General features: G+C 45.3%; 20 protein-coding genes. 8 read left to right on the forward strand and 12 right to left on the reverse strand.

The genetic code is table 11. The features are described 5' to 3' along the window. The first annotated feature begins 25 nt into the window (after positions 1-25). The 4 genes from UWK_RS05950 (at position 26) to UWK_RS05965 (ending at position 5147) form a co-directional block, all read left to right on the forward strand. Positions 26-3133 (forward strand): efflux RND transporter permease subunit, encoded by a 3108-nt coding sequence (locus UWK_RS05950; protein WP_015403456.1) that lies wholly within the window; start codon positions 26-28, stop codon positions 3131-3133. A 182-nt stretch (positions 3134-3315) separates the two neighbouring features. Beyond that, complete coding sequence (locus UWK_RS05955; protein ID WP_015403457.1) at positions 3316-3681, forward strand: thioredoxin family protein; 366 nt, start codon at positions 3316-3318, stop codon at positions 3679-3681. 45 nt (positions 3682-3726) lie between these two features. After that, positions 3727-4434 (forward strand): cytochrome c biogenesis CcdA family protein, encoded by a 708-nt coding sequence (locus tag UWK_RS05960; protein ID WP_015403458.1) that lies wholly within the window; start codon positions 3727-3729, stop codon positions 4432-4434. After that, on the forward strand, positions 4431-5147 hold the full coding sequence (locus UWK_RS05965) for a Crp/Fnr family transcriptional regulator (protein ID WP_015403459.1): 717 nt from the start codon (positions 4431-4433) through the stop codon (positions 5145-5147). The genes UWK_RS05960 and UWK_RS05965 overlap by 4 nt, the downstream gene beginning before the upstream one ends. 201 nt (positions 5148-5348) lie before the next feature. Here the strand turns inward: UWK_RS05965 and UWK_RS05970 are convergent, their stop codons facing one another. Together UWK_RS05970 and extI are read right to left on the reverse strand one after the other, a co-directional pair. Continuing rightward, complete coding sequence (locus UWK_RS05970; RefSeq protein ID WP_015403460.1) at positions 5349-5654, reverse strand: hypothetical protein; 306 nt, start codon at positions 5652-5654, stop codon at positions 5349-5351. Positions 5655-5731: 77 nt separating this feature from the next. After that, entirely contained in the window at positions 5732-7126 is a 1395-nt protein-coding gene (gene extI / locus UWK_RS05975) for a selenite/tellurite reduction operon porin ExtI (protein ID WP_015403461.1), read from the reverse strand. A 280-nt stretch (positions 7127-7406) separates the two neighbouring features. Here extI and UWK_RS05980 point away from each other — a divergent pair, with 280 nt between their 5' ends. From UWK_RS05980 to UWK_RS05990, 3 genes are all read left to right on the forward strand, one after another. Next, positions 7407-8318 (forward strand): class I SAM-dependent methyltransferase, encoded by a 912-nt coding sequence (locus tag UWK_RS05980; protein ID WP_015403462.1) that lies wholly within the window; start codon positions 7407-7409, stop codon positions 8316-8318. A 323-nt stretch (positions 8319-8641) separates the two neighbouring features. After that, complete coding sequence (locus UWK_RS18295) at positions 8642-9013, forward strand: hypothetical protein (RefSeq protein ID WP_015403463.1); 372 nt, start codon at positions 8642-8644, stop codon at positions 9011-9013. A 73-nt stretch (positions 9014-9086) separates the two neighbouring features. Then, positions 9087-10415, forward strand: a complete 1329-nt coding sequence (locus UWK_RS05990; RefSeq protein WP_015403464.1) for a tetratricopeptide repeat protein — start codon at positions 9087-9089, stop codon at positions 10413-10415. A gap of 189 nt (positions 10416-10604) precedes the next feature. On the opposite strand, the gene UWK_RS05995 is transcribed toward UWK_RS05990, so the two are convergent. The 10 genes from UWK_RS05995 to UWK_RS06040 form a co-directional block, all read right to left on the reverse strand. Beyond that, positions 10605-11096 (reverse strand): hypothetical protein, encoded by a 492-nt coding sequence (locus tag UWK_RS05995; RefSeq protein ID WP_041916329.1) that lies wholly within the window; start codon positions 11094-11096, stop codon positions 10605-10607. An 82-nt stretch (positions 11097-11178) separates the two neighbouring features. Continuing rightward, on the reverse strand, positions 11179-11829 hold the full coding sequence (locus UWK_RS06000; protein ID WP_015403466.1) for a TorD/DmsD family molecular chaperone: 651 nt from the start codon (positions 11827-11829) through the stop codon (positions 11179-11181). A gap of 81 nt (positions 11830-11910) precedes the next feature. Continuing rightward, positions 11911-14442 carry a molybdopterin-containing oxidoreductase family protein gene (locus tag UWK_RS06005; protein WP_015403467.1) on the reverse strand — a complete coding sequence of 844 codons (2532 nt, stop codon included), beginning with the start codon at positions 14440-14442 and terminating at the stop codon, positions 11911-11913. Positions 14443-14483: 41 nt separating this feature from the next. Then, positions 14484-15350, reverse strand: a complete 867-nt coding sequence (locus tag UWK_RS06010; protein ID WP_015403468.1) for a 4Fe-4S dicluster domain-containing protein — start codon at positions 15348-15350, stop codon at positions 14484-14486. A 143-nt stretch (positions 15351-15493) separates the two neighbouring features. Further along, complete coding sequence (locus UWK_RS06015; protein WP_015403469.1) at positions 15494-16894, reverse strand: cytochrome c3 family protein; 1401 nt, start codon at positions 16892-16894, stop codon at positions 15494-15496. A 150-nt stretch (positions 16895-17044) separates the two neighbouring features. Further along, complete coding sequence (locus tag UWK_RS06020; RefSeq protein WP_015403470.1) at positions 17045-18427, reverse strand: sigma-54-dependent transcriptional regulator; 1383 nt, start codon at positions 18425-18427, stop codon at positions 17045-17047. Continuing rightward, on the reverse strand, positions 18405-19844 hold the full coding sequence (locus UWK_RS06025; protein ID WP_015403471.1) for a sensor histidine kinase: 1440 nt from the start codon (positions 19842-19844) through the stop codon (positions 18405-18407). The genes UWK_RS06020 and UWK_RS06025 overlap by 23 nt, the downstream gene beginning before the upstream one ends. A 32-nt stretch (positions 19845-19876) precedes the next feature. Then, complete coding sequence (locus tag UWK_RS06030) at positions 19877-20752, reverse strand: substrate-binding domain-containing protein (RefSeq protein ID WP_015403472.1); 876 nt, start codon at positions 20750-20752, stop codon at positions 19877-19879. 338 nt (positions 20753-21090) lie between these two features. Next, positions 21091-21477 carry an Hsp20/alpha crystallin family protein gene (locus UWK_RS06035; RefSeq protein WP_015403473.1) on the reverse strand — a complete coding sequence of 129 codons (387 nt, stop codon included), beginning with the start codon at positions 21475-21477 and terminating at the stop codon, positions 21091-21093. Positions 21478-21520: 43 nt separating this feature from the next. Further along, positions 21521-21949, reverse strand: a complete 429-nt coding sequence (locus UWK_RS06040; protein WP_015403474.1) for an Hsp20/alpha crystallin family protein — start codon at positions 21947-21949, stop codon at positions 21521-21523. Positions 21950-22221: 272 nt separating this feature from the next. Between UWK_RS06040 and UWK_RS06045 the strand changes: the two genes are divergently transcribed. After that, positions 22222-22809, forward strand: coding sequence for a hypothetical protein (locus UWK_RS06045; RefSeq protein ID WP_015403475.1), 588 nt, complete (start codon positions 22222-22224; stop codon positions 22807-22809). Positions 22810-22822 lie beyond the last annotated feature (13 nt).

A 22822-nucleotide genomic window follows, 5' to 3' on the forward strand; every position in this document is an offset into this window, starting at 1 on the left:
AAAACCTCTGTTTTTGGATACACCCATGTTCAGTTTGTTTTATAAACGGCCACATCTGCTCTTTTCTATCATTGCCCTCTTCTTTGTCCTCGGCATTATCGGACTTATCACTATGCCGAAGAACCTGTTCCCGGATGCCGACCGACCCCAGGTGATTGTCATTACTCAGATACCTGGGTCAACGGCAGAAGTAGCAGCAAGTACGGTCTCCAAACCCATTGAAAGTGAAATCGCCCGCTTAAGTGAGGTGCGCGAAATCAGTTCCGTCAATGTAGCCAATTTCTCCATTGTCAAGGCGGAATTTGAATATACCAAAGGACTGAATGCTGCGGCTGTTGATGTGGCAAATGCGCTCTCTATCGCCCGTGCAAATCTTCCATTCACTGCCAATCCTGCTGTTTATACAGCAGGATCTTTCACTCTGCCTGTGGAGGTGGTGGCATTGAGCCCGAAAAGTGATCTCATCAACCTCGGTGATATTCGTAAGATAGCAGACTCCTTCATCAAGCCGGCCCTGCTCTCCAATCCCGGCATAGGAAACGTTGAAGTCTTCGGCGGCCACCAGAGTGCCCTTGTCATCGCCATTGATCCCTTTGGCCTGCAACGTTATGGACTGACTGTCGACATCCTGGCAAAGACAATTATGTCAGCCAACAGGGATATCCCGATTGGCTTTGTCAAAGGGGCTGACGGATTTTTCACCCTCACCTACTACGGCGAACAGACCAGTGTCGAGGCCCTGTCAAGACTGCGAGTTGCGCCAAACCTAAGACTTGGCGATGTGGCAGATATCCACTGGTCCACCCAGAAACGATTTTCCGGGTACATCGGCAACGGCAAAGGAGCTATAGCCCTTGCGATCCAGAGATCACCCGGGGGGTCCGTTCTCAGTGTAAGCAACACAGCCAGGGCAGAAATCGACAGACTTGCCAAACAATATCCGAACATCAACTTTCAGATCGCCGACACCCAGCGTGACCTGATTGAGACCGCCAACGACAACATGCTTGAGGCCCTGCGCGACGCCATCCTCTATACCCTGCTGGTTCTCCTCTTTTTCCTCGGCAATTTCCGGGCCATCCTTGCAGCAGGTCTCTCCATTCCCCTGGTCTTTTTTTCCACAATGGCAGTGATATATCTGATAGGTGGCGAACTGAATATCGTTGTCTATACGGCCATTATCCTGGCCCTTGGTCTGCTTGTTGATGATGCGGTTGTGGTCCTGGAAAATATCGAACGCCACCTTGGTGAATTGCACGAAAATCTAGAAACTGCGATTGAACAGGGTACCAAAGAAGTCATTGCCCCCATCTTTGCAGGTACCGTGGCCACCATTGCTATCATGTTCCCCCTCATGTATGTCGGCGATTTCCCCGAACACATTTTCAGACCCCTGATAGAAACCCTGATCATTGCTTTGCTGGTCTCGTATTTCCTCTCCATTACCTTTATCCCTAAACTTTCGGCCTATCTGTATCGCAAAGGAATGAAAAAGAACCGGGTGGAACTCTTTTTTGAATCGCTGTATGAAAAGAGTGTCGGACGCCTCGTTGCCCCCTATGAAAAAGTACTTTTCTTTTCAAATGGCCGTTTTCCCAGGATTAGAAAACTCTTCTTGACCCTTGGCGTTCTGCTGATTCTGGTATTGAGCCTGAGAACTGTAATGCCGATTCTTGGCAAGGATGTGATGCCTCCCATGGATACCGGAATCATTAAGGCCCACGTTGCCTTTTCTGCCAATGATACTGTGGAAAGTGCAGAAAAGAAGATCGCCCTTTTTCTTGAATGGCTGCACAGCCGGAAAGAGGTAGTAATGAGCTCTGTGGCCTTTGGCGGAGAAGCGGAGGTTTTGTCCCTCGGCAGCGGAAACCTGCCGGCTGAAGCGACCTTTTCGGTTAACTGCGTCAATCGTTTTGAACGAACCAAGACCATCTGGGAAATTGAGGATGAGATCCGTGATCACTTAAATATGCTGTCCAGCGTCAAGAGTGTTGATGTCTATGATTTCGGGGCAACAGCCGTGTCTTCGATCAAAGCGCCATTAGACGTACGTATAATGGCCCCTGATTATAAAAATCTTCCAGAGATGGGACATACGATTGCAAAGGCACTTACCGGAATCAAAGGGCTTACCAGCATGTCTCTTTCCTGGGATCAAGATTTCAATGAGGCCGAAATACTCATCGATAGCAATAAGGCGCTCAGTTACGGCCTTACCCCCTTTACGATTGCCGCTCAGATCCCGATCAAAGGACAGGTAGTCTCTTTACTTGGTAACTTTGCCACCATGAATACCCAGCCGGTCAGGCTCTACCTTAAGGGCGAATTCAACGCCAATCTACAGAGTCTGCGTCTGCTCCCCATTCAGATCAGTGATGGTAACAGTGTCCCTCTGGAGGCTATTGCGGACATTCGACATCGGCTGGCTGCAGCTAAAATTGAACGGGATCGGATGCTTTACAGCCTGGATGTCAATGGTTACAGGAGTCTTAGGCCTATCACTCATATCACATCGGATGCCGAGGCTATCATTGAGGGCATTGACACCAGTGGTACCATTGTCAGCCAGGCAGGTGACATAACCCAGCTTAACGATTCATTTTCCAGGATACTTAAGGCCATCGGCACCGGTATCATTATCCTGCTCATGGCACTTATTGCCATTTACCGCTCAGTACGCATGTCGCTTGTTATGATTATAGTCCTCCCCTTATCCATGATTGGCGCATCCTGGGGTATGCTGCTTTTTGGCAAGCCCAGTTGTATGCCGTCTATGGTGGGAATCTTGTTGCTATTTGGCATTATAATCAAAAATTCAATTCTCCTGATTGATTTTTATCAGCACTACCGAAAAGAAGAAGGGGCTTTCGAATCAGCCCTTGAATCAGTCCGTGTCCGTTTCAGACCAGTAATGATGACCGCATTCGGCACCATTGCCGGTATGATTCCCATTGCCCTGGAACAGGCAGTGGGCCTGGAGCGCCTCTCCCCTCTGGCTGATGTTGCCGTTGGCGGTTTGATTGTTGGAACGCTGTTGACACTCATTTATGTACCCATGTTTGCCTACGGCTTTGATGGCAATGACAATTCACAGGCAACATCGAGTGAACTGGGGTCAGATAAAGCATCATGATTGCCAAATGAGACCAGCAAATGAGAAAATTCTATTGAAATCTCCAAAAGACGTTAGTCTGCATTTCTCATGAGTTGAGGAGCTTACATATGCGAGGAACGAGCCACTAACCTATAATTTGCTGCGGCTGTTGCCTCAGAGACTGCGGTCATTAAATTGTTACTTTATGTAAGAGAGTCCTTATGAAAAAAACATTGTATCATGTGTCTGTATTATTTGTTCTTGTCATTTGTTTTTCAACCACAGTCAAGGCTGAAGATTACCCAGTAAACAATACGGTGACAATGCTAGAGCTTGGTGCCGATAGCTGCGTGCCTTGTAAACTGATGGCTCCGATTATTGACAAACTGGAGCATGAGTACAGGGGGAAAGCTGCTATTGTTTTTATCGATGTATGGAAAGATCCGAACCAGGCAAAAAAATATGGGATCACTGCGATCCCCACTCAGATTTTCTACGAAAAAAGTGGCAGAGAGCGGTATCGTCATGTTGGCTTTTTGAATGAAAAAGAGATTCGAAAGTGGCTGGATATGCTTATTTCGATTTAACAGAGCCACTCTCATGGCTAAAGGTATTTTCAATAAAGGAGCCTTATGCTTGATACTCTTTTTATCACTATTAATTCATGGATGACAGGCGGACTTTTAGTCGCTGCTGTTGGATGTTTCGCCTGGGGCATGGTCAGTGTACTTTTTAGTCCCTGCCATATGGTATCCATTCCCCTTATTGTTGGTTATGTGGGCGGCCAGAATACAATCCTTAAAGAACGGGATGCCATTCCCTACGCCCTGGTTTTTACCAGCGGACTCTTTATCACCATCGCTATAATAGGGTTTGTCTGCGTCATGCTGGGGAGGATGATGGGGGATGTAGGTCCGTACTGGACCATCCTGCTGGGGATCATTCTTTTATGGGTTGCAATGGATATGCTTGGAATTGCCAAATGCAGCATGCCAGGTAATTCGTTACAGAAGATTCAAGTCAGGGGACTGTCCGGGGCCTTTCTTTTAGGCCTTGCCTATGGTGTGCTTTCCGGCTCCTGTACCTTTGGCTTTATTGCTCCCATTCTCGCCATTATTACCATTCAGAAGGAGATTGCCACAGGACTCTTTCTTCTCACACTTTTTGCCCTGGGCCATTGTCTCCCCATTGCTGTGGCTGGCAGTTCAGCAACGACCATCAAGAGAATCCTTAATAATTCATCTTTTCACCATAGCAGCACCTGGTTTAGAAAAGGTGCCGGGGTTTTAATTGGGAGTCTTGGGGTGTATTTTATTCTTCTCCCCTGGATAAGCGTATGAAGAAAGCAAATTTTGTTCTACCAGAGAAGATGACCCCCGAGCAAAAGTTTTTTCGTACAATCCCTCAACTGTCATTGTTGGAAGACAATCAAGTTTTTAAGCTTGCCCAAAAAACGATAAAAAAGAAGTACCGCAAAGGAGAGTATGTTTTTTTTCAAGGAGATCCGGTTGACCATCTCTATTTTCTTGAGATAGGAAAAGTTGAAGTCTATAAGAGCGATATCAATGGAAAAAAACTCAGTCTCTGGTACATCGAAGAAAGTGAAATATTCTGTCTTGCTGCACTCTATTCACCAAAAGCTTTTGCCTGTGCAGAAGTTATGGAGGATGCTCTTATCTATTCCCTGTTAAAAAAGGATTTTGATGAAGTCATGACATCTTCCCATGCCCTTTCCAGAAATTTGATCCGTTGTGTTTGTAATAAGCTTGTTGCTTATTCCACCTTAGTCGATGATATCGCTTTTAAAAAAATTGAGGTTAGACTTGCAAAAGCACTCCTGGGGAACCAATCTTCTGTTGGAAATGATACATATGTCTGTCAACTTTCCCAGGATGAACTGGCCGCCCAGGTGGGAACTCGAAGAGAGGTTGTGGCCCGCTGTCTAAAGGCCTTTCGAGAACGTGATTTGATCAAAATTTCCAATACCGGACGGCCCAGAAACATTATCATTCATTCCTGTGATGCGTTACAAGATATCGTTGACCAAGAGTGACTTGGAGTGCCTCCTCTGTCCAGGAAAATGTTGTTTCCTGGGACAGAAAAGGCGTCTTCTGTCTTTGATTAAGGCATTCCGAAGATTAATAACCCTCTAGGGCCGCTTTAGTCTTAGCAGCCTTATTCTTCACTTTGTTCGTATTGACTTGCACTCCTGCTGTTGAATTATGCATTAGCATTTGGAGTAACGCCATACGATTTAATCCTCCATTTTCGGGTCGGTCCAGCCGAATCGAATGTTACTTTTTGCTCCCTCCTGTTCGTTGGGCTTGGTTGTTATTGCCTGTGCCGGTGCAGACTGAACCGGACTCGTTTGCTCTCCTGTTCGCTTTGTTTTCAAGGCTGTTATCGTATCCGATGATCCCTGAAGGCTCACTCCGTTGATGGTTCCTGTATACTGGATAAGCAGAGTATTCCCGGATTCAAGATCTATGCGCATCTCATCCGCATAGGCAGTGGTGCCGTAAAATATTATGCCAAGCAAGACAATATATATTCTTTTCATACCTCTCCTTCTCTATATGTTTTGCGGTACTGGAGGCTCCTGTCCAAAAGAAGACTGTCACCTCCAAGTACGCCCCCTTAGAAGCTCACCATAAACATAGCCGTAACTACATCATAGCTGTCATACATTTCGGTGTTTGCACCGGTCATCTGCAGGTAATCACCTATCTTTGTCGATTTATCAAATTCTGTGTTATAATATTCCATGGTAAAGCGTACTTTTTGATCCCCGAGAACAAAATAATTTATACCAATACCCCATTGCTGAACCCCCTGATCCTGGACACCAAGATACGAAGCAAGGTTCCAATCCTCATAACGAACAAAAGGCTGCAGGAGTCCTTTTTCTCCCACAGTAAAAGGCAGGACGTATCCAGCTTTCACATACCAGCCGTCCTTCTGGCCATTTCCTCCACCCACAATGCTGTTTTGATCGGCAACGGATGTTGCTGTTTTATAGGCATCTTCAAAATCGGAATTTAAATAGAGGGCAGTTGCTGTAATCACGCCACCATTGTCAAAGGGCTGCTCATAAAAAATATCGGCTGTATAGGCAGTGTAGTCAACTGTCTCATTGTTTAATACTTTGGTAGTCAGGAAACCCGGGGTTCCCATGTCTCCTGCAGGGGTGGTGTTCTTATAGGCAGCATCAGCCTCGTAGGCAAAACCGCCACCTATGGTTAATAAAGTCCCTTTCTTCCCTAGGTATGTCCCTTTATACCCCATGGCCGTAGGGCCGCCTTCAGGATTCAGAATAGCGTAATGAAGTCGTCCAACATATTCAAAGCTGTTACTTGGCTCAGGCGATGTGATAAATTCCATATTATTAAAAGGATTGTAAAACCTGACTTCCCCTTCTCTTCCTTCCATGATTGCAGCAAAGTATTTCAGGTGATCATCCATAAAGTTTCCAGAAAGAACCAGGCCCATGTCACGGCTATTTTTAGTGGCATCTGTGCCATAGGGTGAATAGACAAATGAGGAACGTTCATGGGTGAGAGGGGAAAAACACGCGTCGAGATTGGCTCTAGTTAGAGGGATTTTGGATAAACCGAGTTTCATATTCATTGAATCGGCAAATAAACCAATGAGGTAGCCATCGGTAAGTCTTATATTCGAGTTGAGCTTTTCGTTGGACATGGCCAGTTGATACCCGCCAGCTCCGAAGTTCCGTGTTGCACTGGTTCCAGCGCAGGTCTGAAATTTGGCTCCCCAGGTATCATTTATCATCCCGGTGAAGACCAGACGAGCTCTACGCAGATCAAAATCACTCCGGCTTTCAGTACCATCAGCCCCCGAGCCAAAATCTGTAAAATCCGCAATCCCCTGAAATTTCACATCTATCTGTAGGTAACCGTCATCACCAAATTCGACTATCGGTCCGGCTACTGCTGGTTGAGAAGCTAAAATCGCTCCTACTCCCATCATAAGCATGCCAATTCCAGTTGCTGCCATACTGTAAGTCTTTCTCATCTCTTTGTTCTCCTCTTCTAGAGTTTCACAGACTATCTCTCCCAGGATAAGCAAACAGGCTTTCCTTCTTTGTCCCTTATAGCAGAAGAAGAAACGGCGTTAAATGACATCAGTCACGTGCTGCTGTGACTTTTGTCACAGTATTTTGACAGAGAATACAGCATATTAAATGTTTGAAACAAAATGTTCACTCCTCAAGGGGGTACTGAAAAAAGCATGAGAAATGTGGGATGAGCGCTCAGCACGGGAATTCGACTCTTTACCTGGGCAACTACGGTGTATGAAAAGAAACAGGCCGAATGAGAAGACCGAGCCATGGACGCATTACTGGAAGAATGCAACAAAAGATTCTTCCGGGTGTATCCCTGGTGCTCCTGCTTCCGTAGCAGATCTTTTTCAAGAAATATGGGCCAATTTCTTCAAAACTCTTCCAAGAGGGGCACGATTACTGGATTTAGGGACAGGGGGAGGAGCTGTGCTGAGAGAAGCACAGGCCAGACGCCAGGATATACATCTGACCGGTGTCGATTTTGCAAAGGTGTTACCCGATCTTGGTGAAAAGGTTGCTATGTTTCCAAATACATGTTTGGAAAAACTTCCATTTGAAGATGGCAGTTTTGATGTAATTACCAGTCAGTTTGCAATTGAATATGCCTCTTTCAGTCAGGCAATGAGTGAAATAAAACGGGTACTGACGCCTGGTGGGAGGTTCTTCTTCCTTTGTCACAACGCCGACAGTATTATAGTGCGCGATAATATCAAACGGCTGGCTGCGATCAGAGATCTTTTGGCCAGTTCCGGTCTCCTGAATGGGGCTATTCAGGTTGTCAAACAGAAAAAAACCTTACTCCCCAAAAAACAAAAATATCTGGCTCAATTGTTTCGCACAGTGCAGTCAAAACACCCTGAGCAACCACTTATCAATGAAATTGCAGAACGTATAGCCGGCCTGATGACCGAGGCGGGTGGTTTGCAAAAACTTCTTTTACTTCGGCGGGACGTTGAAATGGAAGGCAGGAGAATTACGGCACTGAAAGTCTCAGCTCTACGGTTATCACAGCTTCAAAATTTTTGTTCTCAACTCTCTTCCCCAAACAGATCAGTACAACATAGTACAGTTTTTGTACCTGGAACAAAAATTCCGCTGGCTTGGTCTGTCAAGAGTGAACGCAGTCAGGAAAATGTTTTGTAAGGCTGTACTCTCCTGACTTCGTAATTAAAAAATTATAGCATAAACATTCGAGTAATAACTGTCTAATTGGCAGTTAATCTGAAAAGCTTATGTAATGGAAAACGAAAAGAGTCGCGATTGTCTGCTTCGACGAAAACGTCGAAGCAGACATAACTTGTCGAAGTCCAGTCAGGAATCATTCACATAAAAATCTCCTATAATACTGTATCTAGGCACTATTTAATAAATTAATTTACTGGCATCATTCCTGCAAGTCTCTCCGTAGTATGGTCGTGAGTAGTTTATGTAATGATTTTTTTAATTTATAACTTGGAGGTTATACAATGAAACACACAGGAACAATCGTAAAAACAGCTTTAACACTTATGGTTTGTGGTATGCTGGCAGCACCTATTACTGCTGATGCTGGACGTTTTAGAGGTGCAGGTGGTGGTACTGCAATGGGTGGAGGCATAGGCGTTGGTTTTGTCGATGCCAATGGTGATGGTATCAATGATAATTTCATTGATGCAGATGGTGACGGACTTTGTGATATCACCGGTTTACCAGTTGGGGCTATGGGTTTTGGTTTTGTTGATGCCAATGGTGATGGCATAAACGACAATAGTGTGGACGCAGATGGTGATGGCATCTGTGATCTTACCGGACTCCCAGTTGGTACTGGTGCTGGTAATGGTTACAGGGGTGGTCGGTAATATACTGGAATGTCAATTAATGAGGCGGGTTTCGACCCGCCTTTTCTGTTCCCACGCATAAGAGTTTTCCTCAATGAGTTCTTTGAAACTATTTTTGCCCTTTGCAGGTATCTTCCTTTCTCCCTCTCTCTTGTTCGCTGTACAGGAAAGTGAAGCAGACGCTGGTGGCATTATTCTCCATCAGCTTGAAGTTGCATCAAAGATTGGTTCTACAAAAAAAGATTTTGATATGGAAGAGAGCGGCATCGTAGGTCTTGGCGACAGTGCTGGGCTATCTCTTGGACTTCAATACTATCTTGGTTTAATTCAACAGTATGAGGAAAAAATAGAAGAGGACAAAGAAAATGTATACCTGTGGCTAGGTCTTGCTCAGACCTGGGAAACCCTGAAAAAAGATGCCAATGCACTCGAGGCCTACCAACGGGCTCTTACAATTTCACAAGAAAATAGTATTGCCCTCCAGGGCATCCAGAGGATCAAAAGAAGTAGACAAGTTCAATTACGAGTTTATTGGTCATCTACGAGCCAGGATGAATACTCGCCCTATCTCGGTACAGAGTATGCTTCATGGAAGGAACAGGTCAAGCAGGTGCAGGTAACAAAATCCTGGGGCACTGGAAAAACAATTGGTTTCGGTTGGCTAGACAGCTCCATAGAACAGGATAATCTGCTTTATGAAGACACTGATTATTCTCTGCATCGCCAGGCCCCATTTTTTATGATTTCGTGGCCTCTTGCTGATCGTGTATCGGCTTCGGTTCGGCTTCGAGAGGAAAAATTCAGCAATGATGATGACAAGGCCTATTATCAATTAAATGAAAACAAACATATCTATACAGGCCACGTATTGATTAGCTACAGAGGAGAAGGGTACTGGGGTAATATGAATTACTCCAGAAACAGGGAGACCGATTCCATTTATGATCTGGTCAATGCACGGGCAGCATTGTATATCGAAGTAAAGGAACTTGCAGGAGTTTCAGGGGGATTTGTATTGGCACCTGGCTTGGAGGTTGGATCGAGCATCTACTATGAACAGTATGGTTCTGACAGCCCTGATCAGTTTAATGGTAATCTACAATTCAGTCACTTTCCCTCCTGGTTCCCTGGGTTTCAGGTGAGTCTAGGGAGCGGATATTATACCGAGGAAAAGGAAGTTATTGTTAATTTATCCACAAATTACCAATGGCAACCCTGGCCGGAGTTACTGATGCAGCTGGAATATCAGTTGGAATACTCCGAGAACGAAGATTCCTGGCTGAATCAGGGTGATTTACTTCTCAGTTGGTCTTTTACCAACCAACTTTCCATGAACCTTCGGGCCCAATATGGTGCTGAAACAGGAGGGGATAAGGATACAATCTTTTTCACTCAAGCAAGTTTGAACTGGAATTTTTTCTAGGAGTGGACTGACAGCCATCACTGATGGGGCAGCTCATGGAGGACCGGTAAAGAGGAAGTTATAAGACGTGATTTCTTTACCACTGTTGAACCAAAACCAATGAGTACAATCAATCATTGCTGGAAAATGCCATTATCAGAAGGCGTTTTTGAAATTCTGAGCAGCGGACCCGCTGCTTACTGAAGGCTATCAGAAGTCTATATAGTCGTAATCGATAATCTCCTCCACATCGCCTTCGCTATGTTTTCGATAATAGACCATCTTATCAAAAGTGGGTTTATAAATAATGACGATGGAATTTTCCTTGACCGTAAAACCTTCTTTTTGTCCAGAAGGATAATAGCGAAAAAGAACCAGGACGTCCCCATATTCATGGATAACCACCTCAGCAATCCCGGCAAGGCTGTTGGATGTCGTTTTTCGTATTTCCTTGAGTGGCCCAAGCCCTCCTACTACCTTACGAATGGATCCCTCATTAATTAAAGAATCGATGGACCCCTTGTAGTAGCGAATGACCGAGATGAGTTGGTTCTTAAACAACTTAAATTCCATCCGTTCAACATCTTTTTCCGGATGAGGCAGGCGAAACAAAGTAACCCGAAATCCGTCTTCTTCAACAAACTCGACTTCCGAGAATTTCTGCTCAATAACAGGAAACGGGCTGTTCCATGGAATCCCCATGCAATTTCCCGTTTCCTGTCCATAGACTGCAATGCTACTCACGTGCAAAAGGAAAAAATAAGGAGACCTTTTAGAAAAAGTTTCATGCCGCAACGCAATCCTTTTGCTGTTGTTTTTGGAGCAAGTCGCTTTCCTGGTCAAGGAATGTCTTGGCCAACTCTGCAACTTCACGATACAGCGGCAGGTTTGCCTTGTTGATAACCTTATCAAAGAATTCTGGTGCCCATGCAAGGAGATGTTCTGTAAGAAAACGACGCTTTATTGAAAAGAGATTTTCTGCAAGCTCTGTCTCATCATCATTTACTGCCTGCGCATACCGTTCTTCGAGTTTTTGCATAAATTCAAGCTCTGCGCCAATATGATCCGGCATGCCACCAAAATCTGATTGGTAGCTCAGTCCGGTAGCTTCTACGAATTTCTTTACTGCAACGGTGTCGGCACCCCAGAGTTTCCCATAATCCCCATCATCACGAACACGATGAACTGACTCATGGGGAGAGATAAAACGTCCGGGACCTATGAATAGACCGGCAAACTCAATGGCCAGTTCATCCACCAGTTGAGCTGGGTTTTTGTTATAAAATTCTTGGCCCAGATCCATTTCCAATTCGGTAAATGTCTCCCGAAATTCAGGAGTTCGTAACTGAATCAGAAGTTCTGGGCTGATCTCGGTGGCAAAAAACATTGCCAATAATCCGTAGAGTCCGGAAACTGTACTGTTCGCTGTTTCCAAAATAGTTCTCCCTTAAAAAATACCATTTAATTGATTGAATAGCTGAAGGAGAATGTTTTCCTTCAGCTATTCTTGCCACTATTAAGCCTTACTGACTGTAACGACCTCATCCATCCAGCGGTGCTGGCCACTAATGGGGTCAGGGGCATTGGCAATCAGCCAGTTAGGATGAACACCATAGGTGTCCCACCATTTCAATTTCAGATCCGGATCATTATCGCTTCCCATGATGGATTTTTTACCTGATCCATAACGGCCGGATTCTGTCCTGCCAAGATGATAGGAGATGGCAATGGAGCCGGGTACAATCATCTCATTCACATAGGCCTTGATGGAAATTTCACCAATTTTTGAGGTGAGTTTTACTAGATCACCATCCTTAATGCCCAACGAGGCAGCTGTTTTTGAATTGATCCATGCTGGATTGTCATGAAACATTTCTGTCAGCCATTTACAGTGGGTTGAGCGTGAATGGATCTGCACAGGCACCTTGTAGGTAGTCAGGGTTAACTGGTTTTTTGTTAGTTCCTGATGTTCAGGGATTGCCTTCCAACTTGGGAAGGGTTCAAAGCCTTTCTCTTTCAAGATGGTGGAATAGAGTTCAAAATAACCTGTTTTATTCACCTTATCTGGTTTAAACCCTTTATAGACTTTATCGCCGATCTTTTGACCCACATAGCCCTTATAGCTATATGCCATTTTAGCATACCCTTTGGCCATTGCTTCGGCCTCATCTTTTGCCTTAGATTTTTTCCAGTTCCAGTAGACACCAGTGGCTTCATCAAAGAGAATACCTTCCTTTTTCAGATCTGCATCTTTGACGATTTTTTTGTGGCTGTAAAAGTCAGGTTTTTCATTGGGATCATGATAGACACCGTGTTTCTTTAAATATTCAAAACCACCCCCGGGCAAATCCTTCACCGTTGGTGTCATTTCACAGGATAATTTTACAAATTCCTCCATGGTATCAAAACCAAGGGGCATCTCCATGCGTTTGGCCAGGTCACAGAGTATATCACTGAAATTTCTACACTCACCAAGTGGTGTTACCACAGGCTGGCGCAATTCAAATTCAGTCTGTTGAGTTGGAGCAACATTCCCATCCCAGTCCCAGCGTTCAAGATAACTGGTATCTGGTAGAATCAAGTCAGCCAGACGACTGGATTCGTCATAGACGATATTGGAAGTGACCGTGAAGGGCATCAACTTTTCATCGGAGAGAACATCTATATTTTCCTGACACTCACCGTTGACATAGACTGGATTGTAACAGTACCAGAGGTAGATATCAGGCCGGCCGTGTGAACCATCCTTGATCATCTTCAATACTGACTGACACTCACCATGATTCGGCAGAGCAGAGAGTGTGCCGTTGGTAATCTTGAGCTGTTTGCCCTTTGGTTTTACCTTTGGTCCTTTGGGGTATTTCCAGTGGGGTGCAACCGCCTTACAGCGACCTCCAGGGCTGTTGATATTACCGGTGATCATACCAAGCATCTGAGCAGCCCGCTCACCATCGGTCCCGTTATAGTGGGCAACGAGTCCACGATAACTGATAATACAAGCCGCCTTAGCCTTGGCAAATTCACGGGCGTATTTTTTGATGTTTGCCGCAGAAACACCGCTGATTTTTTCAGCCCACTCTGGTGTGTAACTGATCAGGTGTTTTTTTAAGGCAGCTATTTTTTCATCCAGAGGTGCATTGACATCTTCCGTGGTCCGGATAAAGGTAAAGGCCTCACGATCATAGAGATTTTCCTGCATGATCACATTGTTCATGGCAAGGAGAACCGCAAGATCAGTACCCGGACGAACCGGTTCCCACTTGGTTGATTTTGCGGCAGTATAAGAGAGTCTGACGTCAAAGGTAATACAGGGAACATTTCGTTCGACCATCGCCTTGACCAGTCGTTGGGCCGTCGGGATGTGATTGGTATGGGCCTCGAGTACACCGGAGCCAAAGTTCAACACATAGTCGGTGTTATCAAAATCCCAGTTATCATAATGATTTCCCCAAGTCAATTCCTGGGCAACCCATTTGCCACCTTCACAGATAGAAGTATGGCCGGAAATTGTTTTGCTTCCATAGGTTCCCATAAATACGGTTTTTGGCAAAGATGAGGAACTTCCCTTGGCTCGTCCGTAATGGTACATCAGCTTTTCCGGATGTCCGTCGTCTCTGAGTTTTTTCATACGAGCGGCAAGATCGGTCAAAGCTTCATCCCAGGAAATACGTTTATATTTTCCATCTCCACGTTTGCCTGCGCGTTTCAGGGGATAGAGAATTCTGTCCGGGAAATAGACCTGATTGACCCCAGCCTGACCCTTGGCGCAGATCTTTCCCAGGCTACGGATAGAGTTCGGTTGGCCCTCGATCTTAACCACTCTGCCATCTTCGACAAAAGCGATCTTCGGATCACGTGTTACACAACTGTAACAGACAGTGGGTACGGCTTTGCGTTCCTTGCCAGTGTCAGGGTTGAAATCTCTGCCTCCCATGGCAAGCTCGACCGAACCGGCCAGGGCATTGCCCACCATTCCTTTGCCGGCGGTTAGTAAGGCACCGCTGGCCGCAGCCAGTTTTAAGACGTTGCGGCGGCTGATTTTTTTCATTGTTCTAGTCCTCCTGTATGTACAAAAGATTATGAGTTGTATTATTCAACGATGTCCCGATACTCTGTGAGTTTGTCTTTGTCTTCATAAGAGTAATCAGCCAGCACTTCATCGGGATCAATGTAGTAGATGTTTGGCATGGTTTTGGCTTCAGGCTTCATTGTTGTTTTGTTACGATTTTCCAGAAGGTTGAACTCCTTGGCGAGTTTGGCTACATCACTGTTGGGATCGTTGAGATCACCAAAGATACGGGCACCAGGAGCACAGGTATTAACACACGCCGGAGTTATGCCTTCATCCAGGCGATGAACACAGGAGGAGCATTTTACGATGGCATTTTTACTCTTATCCTTCCCTGACAGCTTTCGTTTGTTGAACGTACGAGCACCATAAGGACAGGCATCGATACACTTCCCACAACCGGTACATGCGTCATTATCGATAAGAATCAATCCATCTGGACGTTTATAGGTGGCACCACCGCGGTAGCGAATCTTTTTCCCTTCTGCTGTGACGAAGACACGGCGATCTTTTGGGTATTCGGGGCAGGCCTTGACACAGGGCGGTACGGTCATGTCTCCTACCTTCTCGGTTCCCTCGCAGTGATTGCAGCGACGGGGAATAAGGGTGCGCCTGGTATCAGGATACTTACCTGTAACTACCTGTTTAATTACGGTTTTAAAAGCTCCGAGTGGTACGTCATACTCTGCTTTGCAGGCCACTGTGCAGGCCCGACAGCCGGTGCAGCGGCGCAAATCCATTATCATCACCCACTGCGGTGTTTTGACTTCGGCGGCTTCTGCTTCTTTTGGTTGCAGCAGGCTTACTGATGCGAGTCCGGCCGCAGCCAAAGATACTCCGGTGACCCGAAGCATTTCCCTGCGATCATCTCTTGTGTTAGTGGTCATGACCTCCTCCTCGATTCTCTGTTTCTGTTATGGCTTGTATGATGCAAGCCCGTTTGTATGTCCCTGATATTTCAGGTGCTACATTCTACAATTGAAAGTTTTTTCTTTTCTGACTGCCTACAAAGCCCAGCCATTTTTATTCGTCATTCCTGCTTTTCTGCTTCAGCCTCTTCGGCAAGAGGTTCCAGTTCATCAAGAACGGTGTAGACACTATTGAGTCCCTCATCAATCAACATGATTGAATACTTCTTGTTATGAACGCCGTTACCAAATTCCACGAGATCCAATGCCTTTTGTCCCGTTGCAAGAGTCTTTATGAACTCGGCTATCTGCTCCTCACTGAGCTGATCTTTGAGCTTGACGATCAGGCCTTCAGCACGTGCTTTTTCTTCTTTGGCAAAGCTTACCTCGGTCTGAACTTCTTTGATCCAGTCGGCCAACAATTTTTCATGATCCTTGGTGTGACAATCCACACAGGATTTAGCTGAACCACGGAGGATCTTTTCACCCTTATGTATTTCAGGTTTGTCATGGCAACCCTGACAGTTAGTCTTAACCGGATTCATCAAGCTTGGTGTTTCTGGAACTCCGCCATATGCTGCACCAAGGAGGAGGGCCTTCTGGAGACTATGATGGTCTGGATGACAGCTGGCACAATTGATACGGGCGGCTTCAATGAAATCACCTTCCTTATGGATAAGGGGCTGGTGGCAGTCAGCACACTGGGCCTTCTGTTTGGCCACATGCTCCGTATGCATGAGTTTCATCTCATATCTTTTTTCGAGCACCATCTTGTCGCTGTGGCACTTCTCGCAGGATCCGGGAATGAGATCCGTTTCACCGGTGATTACCTGGTAGTGACAGGACTCACAGGAAACACCAGCCTTCTCAAGACTCTGATGAGTAATTACTGCCTGGTCAGGATCGAGTGGTGCATCTTTTTTCTGTGATTGCAGAGGAGTGGTTGGGATTTCGTGGCAAAGATTGCAGGCAGCGCGACCTTTATTGAATTCCGTATTTCTGAAATGACAGACGTAGCATTGCTCTTTGGGAACTTCGAAATGCTTCTCATCACTGGCCTTGATATGGCAGGTTGTGCAGTGCATCTCCTGGCCGGGGATGGTCTTCTCATAATGGGCCTTATGGGTAAACTTGACTTTTTTCTCCTTTCCATAGGTCAGCTGCTTATCCATAAATTTTTCAGATGGATGACACTGGGCCGTTGAACAGGAAATATCTGCAATATGAGTAGCCCTGCGAACTTCTTTGTCATCGGTGGAGAGATAGGTGAAGAGTTGCCCAAGGCCTTTGAACTTGGCATGGAGGGTCATCTTTTCTCCGGGTGCATAATGGCAGACGACACAGGAAATTTCTTCTTTACCAGCCTTGCCATGTTTATCTGCCTGCCAGCTCTTGTAAGGTTTATCCATGATATGGCAGCTGGTTCCACAGAATTGCGGTCGCGCCGTATAGGATTCAACGGAAAAGACCATAGCAGCGCTTATGGCAGCAATTACAACAATGATCAGTACTATTTTCTTCATGCAGATATTCTCCCCTTGTATACAAAATGATACTATGAACCTCACATCTAATGCACAAAGGGTGCCAAGAAAAAGGGGTTGGAATTACAGGGAAAAACGAATTGTACGGAGGGGGATTGCTTAAAGAATAGACAGGCTGCTGTCTATTCTTTAAGCAGAAGGAAGTTTTTTTCTCAAGGTCATCCGATTGATGCCAAGGAGATTGGCGGCCTGAACTTGATTACCGTCACAGAGATCAAGGGCCTTTTTAATCAGGATCTGTTCGACTTCGGATAAGAGGTGGCGATAGGGACGTGATTCGTCACCCTTGATCAGTTTGTCGATCTGGCTGGATACAACCTGCTCAAAATCACCTGCAGTCTCAGTAGGGTTCTGAAGAACACAATCCTCTGCCGTAAGAACCCTGGCCTTTGCTAAAACAATGGCTCTGCGAATGGTGTTTTCCAGTTCACGAATATTGCCGGGCCAGGAGTGGTGAGAGAGTTTCGCAAGGGCTTTATCACTGATCCCTTCCACTGCTGGAGATACCTGACGACCGTAACGGGAGAGAAAGTAGAGGATCAAATCCGGCAGGTCTCTTATCCTCTGCCTCAGTGGTGGTATGGTGATGGTCAGGACGTTAATTCGGTGTAACAGGTCAAGGCGGAACAAACCATTCTCTGCCATTTTCTCAAGATTTCTGTTACTGGCAGCGATAAGTCGCACATCGGTTGTTAATTGTTTGTTGCTGCCCAATCGTTCAAAAGTTCCATCCTGGAGAACCCGTAGAACTTTAGCCTGAGATCCAAGTGGTAGTTCCCCGATTTCATCAAGAAAGAGAGTTCCCTGATGACACTGTTCAAAGCGACCGATCCGCTGTTTGCTGGCACCGGTAAAAGCACCTGTTTCATAGCCGAAGAGTTCACTTTCCACCAGTTCATCGGGCAGGGAGGCGCAGTTTACCACCATAAACGGGCCATCTTTACGAGAACTGTGTTGGAGAACGGCCCGGGCAGTCAGCTCTTTCCCCACTCCGGTTTCCCCGGTAATAAGAACCGGCAGATCAGATCCAGCCATCTGGCCAATCTTTTTGCACATGTCCAAAACCTCAGGGCTGGAACCGACAATGCATTCCTGAGAGGTTCTCATGTCCTCCCACTCTTTACCACAGCCACAATGCAGTTCCGCTTGGATTCTGCAGGATATCAGGGCTGTGTCGATCACCTGACGCATCTCATCATTATCGAAAGGCTTGGTAACATAGTCAAAGGCACCGTCTTTCATTGCCTGCATAGCGGAAGCGGAGTCGGCAAAGGCGGTCACCATGATAATTGGAAGATGGGGGTGCAGTTTTTTGATAATCGTAAGTGCTTTCAGCCCATCCATACCCGGCATGCGGATGTCCATGAGCACCACATCCGGCATCTCTCTGTCCACCGCTTCAATAGCCTCTTTACCGTTTTCAGCGGTACGAATGGTATATTCGTCACTAAAGGTCCGTTTAAAGGCGTAACGGACTGCTTTTTCATCATCAACAATGAGCAGAGTTGTCATAGGGCAAGATTAGTAAGAGTGAGGTCCCTTCGCGTTCACGAGAGATGATGTCAAGACGGCCACCATGCTGCTGGGCAATATTCCAGGCTACAGCCAGACCCATGCCGGTACCGTCCTCCTTGGTGGTAAAGAAGGGATCAAAGATATGTTTGAGATTTTCTTCTGATATCCCATCACCTGTATCAGTAATTGTGCAGTTCAGAGCGCCATCGATGAGAGAGGTGCTTATTGTCAGTTTTCCCCCGGATGGCATTGCCTGCAAGGCATTCAAGATTCCATTCATCAGGATCTGCTTGATACTTGGCCCGTCTACTTGTATTGGCTCGAGTGTATCTTCCAGTATTTTTTCAATATGAACCCCAGATTTTTCTATTTTTGGCCCGGTGATGGCCAGTACATCTTCAACCAGACCATTTATATCAGTATCAGCAAAGGCCATTTCAGACCGCCGGGCAGAACGAAGAAAACGACTGACAGTAGAATCAATCCTGTCCAGTTCCTCTACTATAACCTCAAGATCTTCCCCTTGTAGTGGCTCTTCCTGTTCTTCGGCTCTTTGGATCAACATCTTAATTGAGGTCAGGGGATTTTTGATCTCATGGGCGAGACCTGTGGAAAATTCTCCAAGGGCGTAAAGTTTTTCAGTACGAACCAGATTTTCCTGAGCTGACCTGATTGCAGTTACCAGCTCTTTGAGTTGGCGGGACATGGTATTAAACGTGGTCGCCAGTTCGCCTATTTCTCCGACGCCTTTTTCAGGAATTGCCGTACCAAAATCACCTTCACCAACTTTATGAGCGGCACGATTAAGGAGCAGTATGGGAGAGATTAACTGTCTTGCCATCCATAGTGCAGCCAGAATGCCTATAACCAAAATGATACCAGTAATTGCCCATACTTTTTGTCTGGAAGTCTGCAAGGTATTGAAGAGTGGTTGTACAGAGATACCCAGACGAAGATATCCCGCAACACCAAGTTGTCTGGAACTAATGGGAATAAGAAGATCCAGGGGTTTTTTTCTGTCTGCCTCCGTAACGTCCCGGAGGAAAACTGCACGTTCCATGGCGGGATCAAAAAAAGCTATGGGAGGGCGTACGATGGGTTCCCGCTCTCGCGCAAGAATAAGTTCTCCCTGATCATTATAAATCTCACCATAGACAAGAAAACGCTCCTTTGATTCCAGGTAGGATTGGAGGTGACTATAGAGTGTATAGTCCTCATCATAGAGCAGTGGCTCAAGAAGCTGCTGAGGCATGATTTCACCCAGCTGTAAGGCTCGAATACGAAGATCTTCCTGTAAAATACGTTTTTCATCACGCAGGACAAGGCTTGCAACGGACAAAGCTGTCACCACAACAACGGTCACTATCGATACGGAGAGACGTACCGCAATGCGATTATACCAATGCAATACCATAGTTCTACCTGCTTCCCCTCATTATAAAGCCCCTATTCTTTCAGCTGTTTCTGCAGCAAAAGTGCAGAACGGTACAGCCCGGGTGTTGCGATGGCAAAGCCATCCATTTCAAGGTGTTGTAGCACAATCTTACCTCGGGGATCAGTAGCCATGCCAAGCAGTATTTTCAGCAGAGTTCGTTTGGTCTCCTTGTCAAGAGTTGGAGTTACGACCACGGGAGGCATACCAAATTCCTCGGATTTGTGAATAACACGAACTTCTTTAGCAAAAGAATGCGGCAATTTATAGAGCGAATCAAAAATAAGACTGTCCACAGCCGCACCATTCGCAATCCCTGTTGCAACAGCCTCAATGGATTTGTCATGACTTTCTGTATAAAATGTTTTTTTAAAGAATTGTTTTGTCATATGTCCAAGACTGTTCAGTGTTGCCACAGGGTAGATACGCCCACTGAACGATAAGGGATCAGTGAAAGCAAAAATCTGGCCCTGAAGCTCTTCAAGTGTGCTTGCCGGGTTGTCTTTGGCGGTAATGATATATGACTGATAGGCGGTTTTTCCGTTGACGACTGGTACTGCCAGGACTTCCAGACCAAAGGACTTTCGGCCGGCAAGATATCCACCTGTGCAGGTAAATGCCATCTGCACGCTTGCATCATAAAGCAGCGTGTTGATTTCTTGGTAGGTACGGCGCTGTTTCAGGTGGACGTGGATTCCCAGTTTTTCTTCCAGGTACTGGCGAAACTCGGCAAAGTGGATCAGGGTTTGGGCCGGAGAAGCCATTGCTGAAACGGCAAAGAAGAAATGATCAGCGTGCTCATCTCCTTCTGGCTGAGCTGACGCCTGGCCAGGAAACAGCATGAAGAGCAATAAACCAACAATAAGAGAACTGTATTTAATTTTCAGCATAGAAAGACACCATTGGGCATTTCAGCCCTTTGCAAGAAAAAGAATCTGAAACTGAATTCTATGAGAAATTTCGAGACAAGTATACAAATAATAACTAGGTGTCACTGTTGTCTCTCAAATTCTACTGGTACCAAAATACATTACCCAGTCAGATAATTCTTGGCTACGCTGACATGTTTGCGGCCATAATTCATTAGACCCTCCACTCCTGATAATGGCTTCAGTGGCAATAATTTAAGTCAAAAAAAAAACGGGTAATTGCACTGATACAATTACCCGATTTTGCTTTACCTCGTATTTTCTAGAGGTTTCTGGCAAAGCTCTGTTGTCCGTATTCGTTATGCTGATCGTATTTCAATAGTTCTGGGCATAGCAGCCTCGGCCTTTGGTAAATGAAGTTTAAGGGTTCCGTCTTTGAGTTCAGCATTTACTTTTGCAACATCGATTGTTTGAGGTACCGAAAACACTCGTTTGTATTCAACATCATAAAACTCTTGCCAGGTTTCGACTCCCTTCCTTTGCAGGTTTCTGACACCTGAAATTTCCAGTTTTCCATTATCTACATTTACTGAAATTTTATCTTTCGTTACACCTGGCATATCAGCATGGAGCAATATCTCTTCATCATTTTCATATATATCCACTACAGGGGCAATAGTCGCCAGATCTTGCTGTTTTTCGACCATATTCTCTGTTCTTTTTGTGATTTCCATGTTTTTATTCATTATTTTACCTCCAATAACTCATGATATAGATAAAATGAACTCCTTAGTTGATAGTAATCTGTTTGGGTTTAGCAGATTCTGCTTTAGGAAGTACCAGCGTTAACAGACCATCTTTCAAGACTGCGTCAATCTTATCAGCGTCAACGTCAGCGGCAAGAGTAAAACTACGCGTAAATGTAGATAAATTACGCTCGACTCTATGAGTTTTATATCCTTCAGGGGCATCGGATTTTCGGGTGCCGCTTATTTCGAGGTAGTTACCTTGGATCCTGATATTTAGATCTTCTTTATTGACCCCAGGAACCTCTGCAATCATCTGAAATGAATCCCCATTGTCATACATGTTCGTTTTAGGGAAGCCGCCTGCAACCCTCCAGCCTGAACTTTCACCATAGGACCGGTCAGAGTTAATTGAACGAAGCAGATCCATAGCGGAAAACATACGATCAATATCATTCATTCTTGTCCACATAACTGTACCTCCTTTTTCAGTTGCTCTTTTTTGCCGCTGCTTCTAAGCAGCGCAGGTGTTTACATTTTATAGCTTATGTTTTTAATGAAATACCAAGCTCATGTGGCATTGTTCTTACACTATCATTGCTCTTTGACCCAAAAATAAATACGGTGAGTTTCTGTGTCAATACTGTGGAAAATATTTTTTGCATTAACCTTAAAAATTACTTTAAAGGCTGCAGTTGACAAAGTAATATCCGCTCGGTATTTTTGTAAGAAAGGAGGTTTGAAATGAATGACAAGAGCAAATTAAGTCTTTTGGAACAGTCGAGGATTTCTTTTGAAGATCTAAGGATGAAACAATCTGTTCGGACTACATTCAAATTGCCAGAGGAAGTTATTGCCTTACTTGGCATAATTGCAGCTCAGTTGGGTATTAAACAGAAATCTCTTCTCGACCAGTTAACTGAAGATTCCAGATTGCTCTTTAAGTTAGCCAAAGAGGTGAATACAACCACCAGTGGCAAAGAAAAGCGCCAGGCGAAGACGTTTGTAATCAGTAGAAGTTCTCTGAACTCAATTAACGAGGTGGCTAAAAAGCAGAAGGTTCCTCGAGATATACTTGTGGAAATATCTATAAAACGATTGTTGCCAATTATTGAAGGAGAACTCGAAAAACACATTAAGAGAAAGCAGATCCTTGAGGAAATGAAAGAGTTCGTTGAGCAAGGTGAAACACTTCGAGATCAAGCCAGACAGGCGCTAGGTGAAAATGACGATATTTATGAGATGATTGATGGACAGATCCAATTGGCTAAGAAAAATCTCACGACAGTCAAAGGTATAATAAAGAAAGGGATGCCCATGGAAGATTGGTAAGATTTGGCGTGTT

The sequence above is a fragment of the Desulfocapsa sulfexigens DSM 10523 genome, assembly GCF_000341395.1.
Lineage (GTDB): Bacteria > Desulfobacterota > Desulfobulbia > Desulfobulbales > Desulfocapsaceae > Desulfocapsa > Desulfocapsa sulfexigens.

Bases quoted from the DNA above. Each gene is read 5' to 3' on its own strand.
- UWK_RS05950 (WP_015403456.1), top strand. From the start codon at position 26: ATGTTCAGTTTGTTTTATAAACGGCCACATCTGCTCTTTTCTATCATT.
- UWK_RS05955 (WP_015403457.1), top strand. From the start codon at position 3,316: ATGAAAAAAACATTGTATCATGTGTCTGTATTATTTGTTCTTGTCATT.
- UWK_RS05960 (WP_015403458.1), top strand. From the start codon at position 3,727: ATGCTTGATACTCTTTTTATCACTATTAATTCATGGATGACAGGCGGA.
- UWK_RS05965 (WP_015403459.1), top strand. From the start codon at position 4,431: ATGAAGAAAGCAAATTTTGTTCTACCAGAGAAGATGACCCCCGAGCAA.
- UWK_RS05970 (WP_015403460.1), bottom strand. From the start codon at position 5,654: ATGAAAAGAATATATATTGTCTTGCTTGGCATAATATTTTACGGCACC.
- extI (WP_015403461.1), bottom strand. From the start codon at position 7,126: ATGAGAAAGACTTACAGTATGGCAGCAACTGGAATTGGCATGCTTATG.
- UWK_RS05980 (WP_015403462.1), top strand. From the start codon at position 7,407: ATGAAAAGAAACAGGCCGAATGAGAAGACCGAGCCATGGACGCATTAC.
- UWK_RS18295 (WP_015403463.1), top strand. From the start codon at position 8,642: ATGAAACACACAGGAACAATCGTAAAAACAGCTTTAACACTTATGGTT.
- UWK_RS05990 (WP_015403464.1), top strand. From the start codon at position 9,087: ATGAGTTCTTTGAAACTATTTTTGCCCTTTGCAGGTATCTTCCTTTCT.
- UWK_RS05995 (WP_041916329.1), bottom strand. From the start codon at position 11,096: ATGGGGATTCCATGGAACAGCCCGTTTCCTGTTATTGAGCAGAAATTC.
- UWK_RS06005 (WP_015403467.1), bottom strand. From the start codon at position 14,442: ATGAAAAAAATCAGCCGCCGCAACGTCTTAAAACTGGCTGCGGCCAGC.
- UWK_RS06010 (WP_015403468.1), bottom strand. From the start codon at position 15,350: ATGACCACTAACACAAGAGATGATCGCAGGGAAATGCTTCGGGTCACC.
- UWK_RS06015 (WP_015403469.1), bottom strand. From the start codon at position 16,894: ATGAAGAAAATAGTACTGATCATTGTTGTAATTGCTGCCATAAGCGCT.
- UWK_RS06020 (WP_015403470.1), bottom strand. From the start codon at position 18,427: ATGACAACTCTGCTCATTGTTGATGATGAAAAAGCAGTCCGTTACGCC.
- UWK_RS06025 (WP_015403471.1), bottom strand. From the start codon at position 19,844: ATGGTATTGCATTGGTATAATCGCATTGCGGTACGTCTCTCCGTATCG.
- UWK_RS06030 (WP_015403472.1), bottom strand. From the start codon at position 20,752: ATGCTGAAAATTAAATACAGTTCTCTTATTGTTGGTTTATTGCTCTTC.
- UWK_RS06035 (WP_015403473.1), bottom strand. From the start codon at position 21,477: ATGAATAAAAACATGGAAATCACAAAAAGAACAGAGAATATGGTCGAA.
- UWK_RS06040 (WP_015403474.1), bottom strand. From the start codon at position 21,949: ATGTGGACAAGAATGAATGATATTGATCGTATGTTTTCCGCTATGGAT.
- UWK_RS06045 (WP_015403475.1), top strand. From the start codon at position 22,222: ATGAATGACAAGAGCAAATTAAGTCTTTTGGAACAGTCGAGGATTTCT.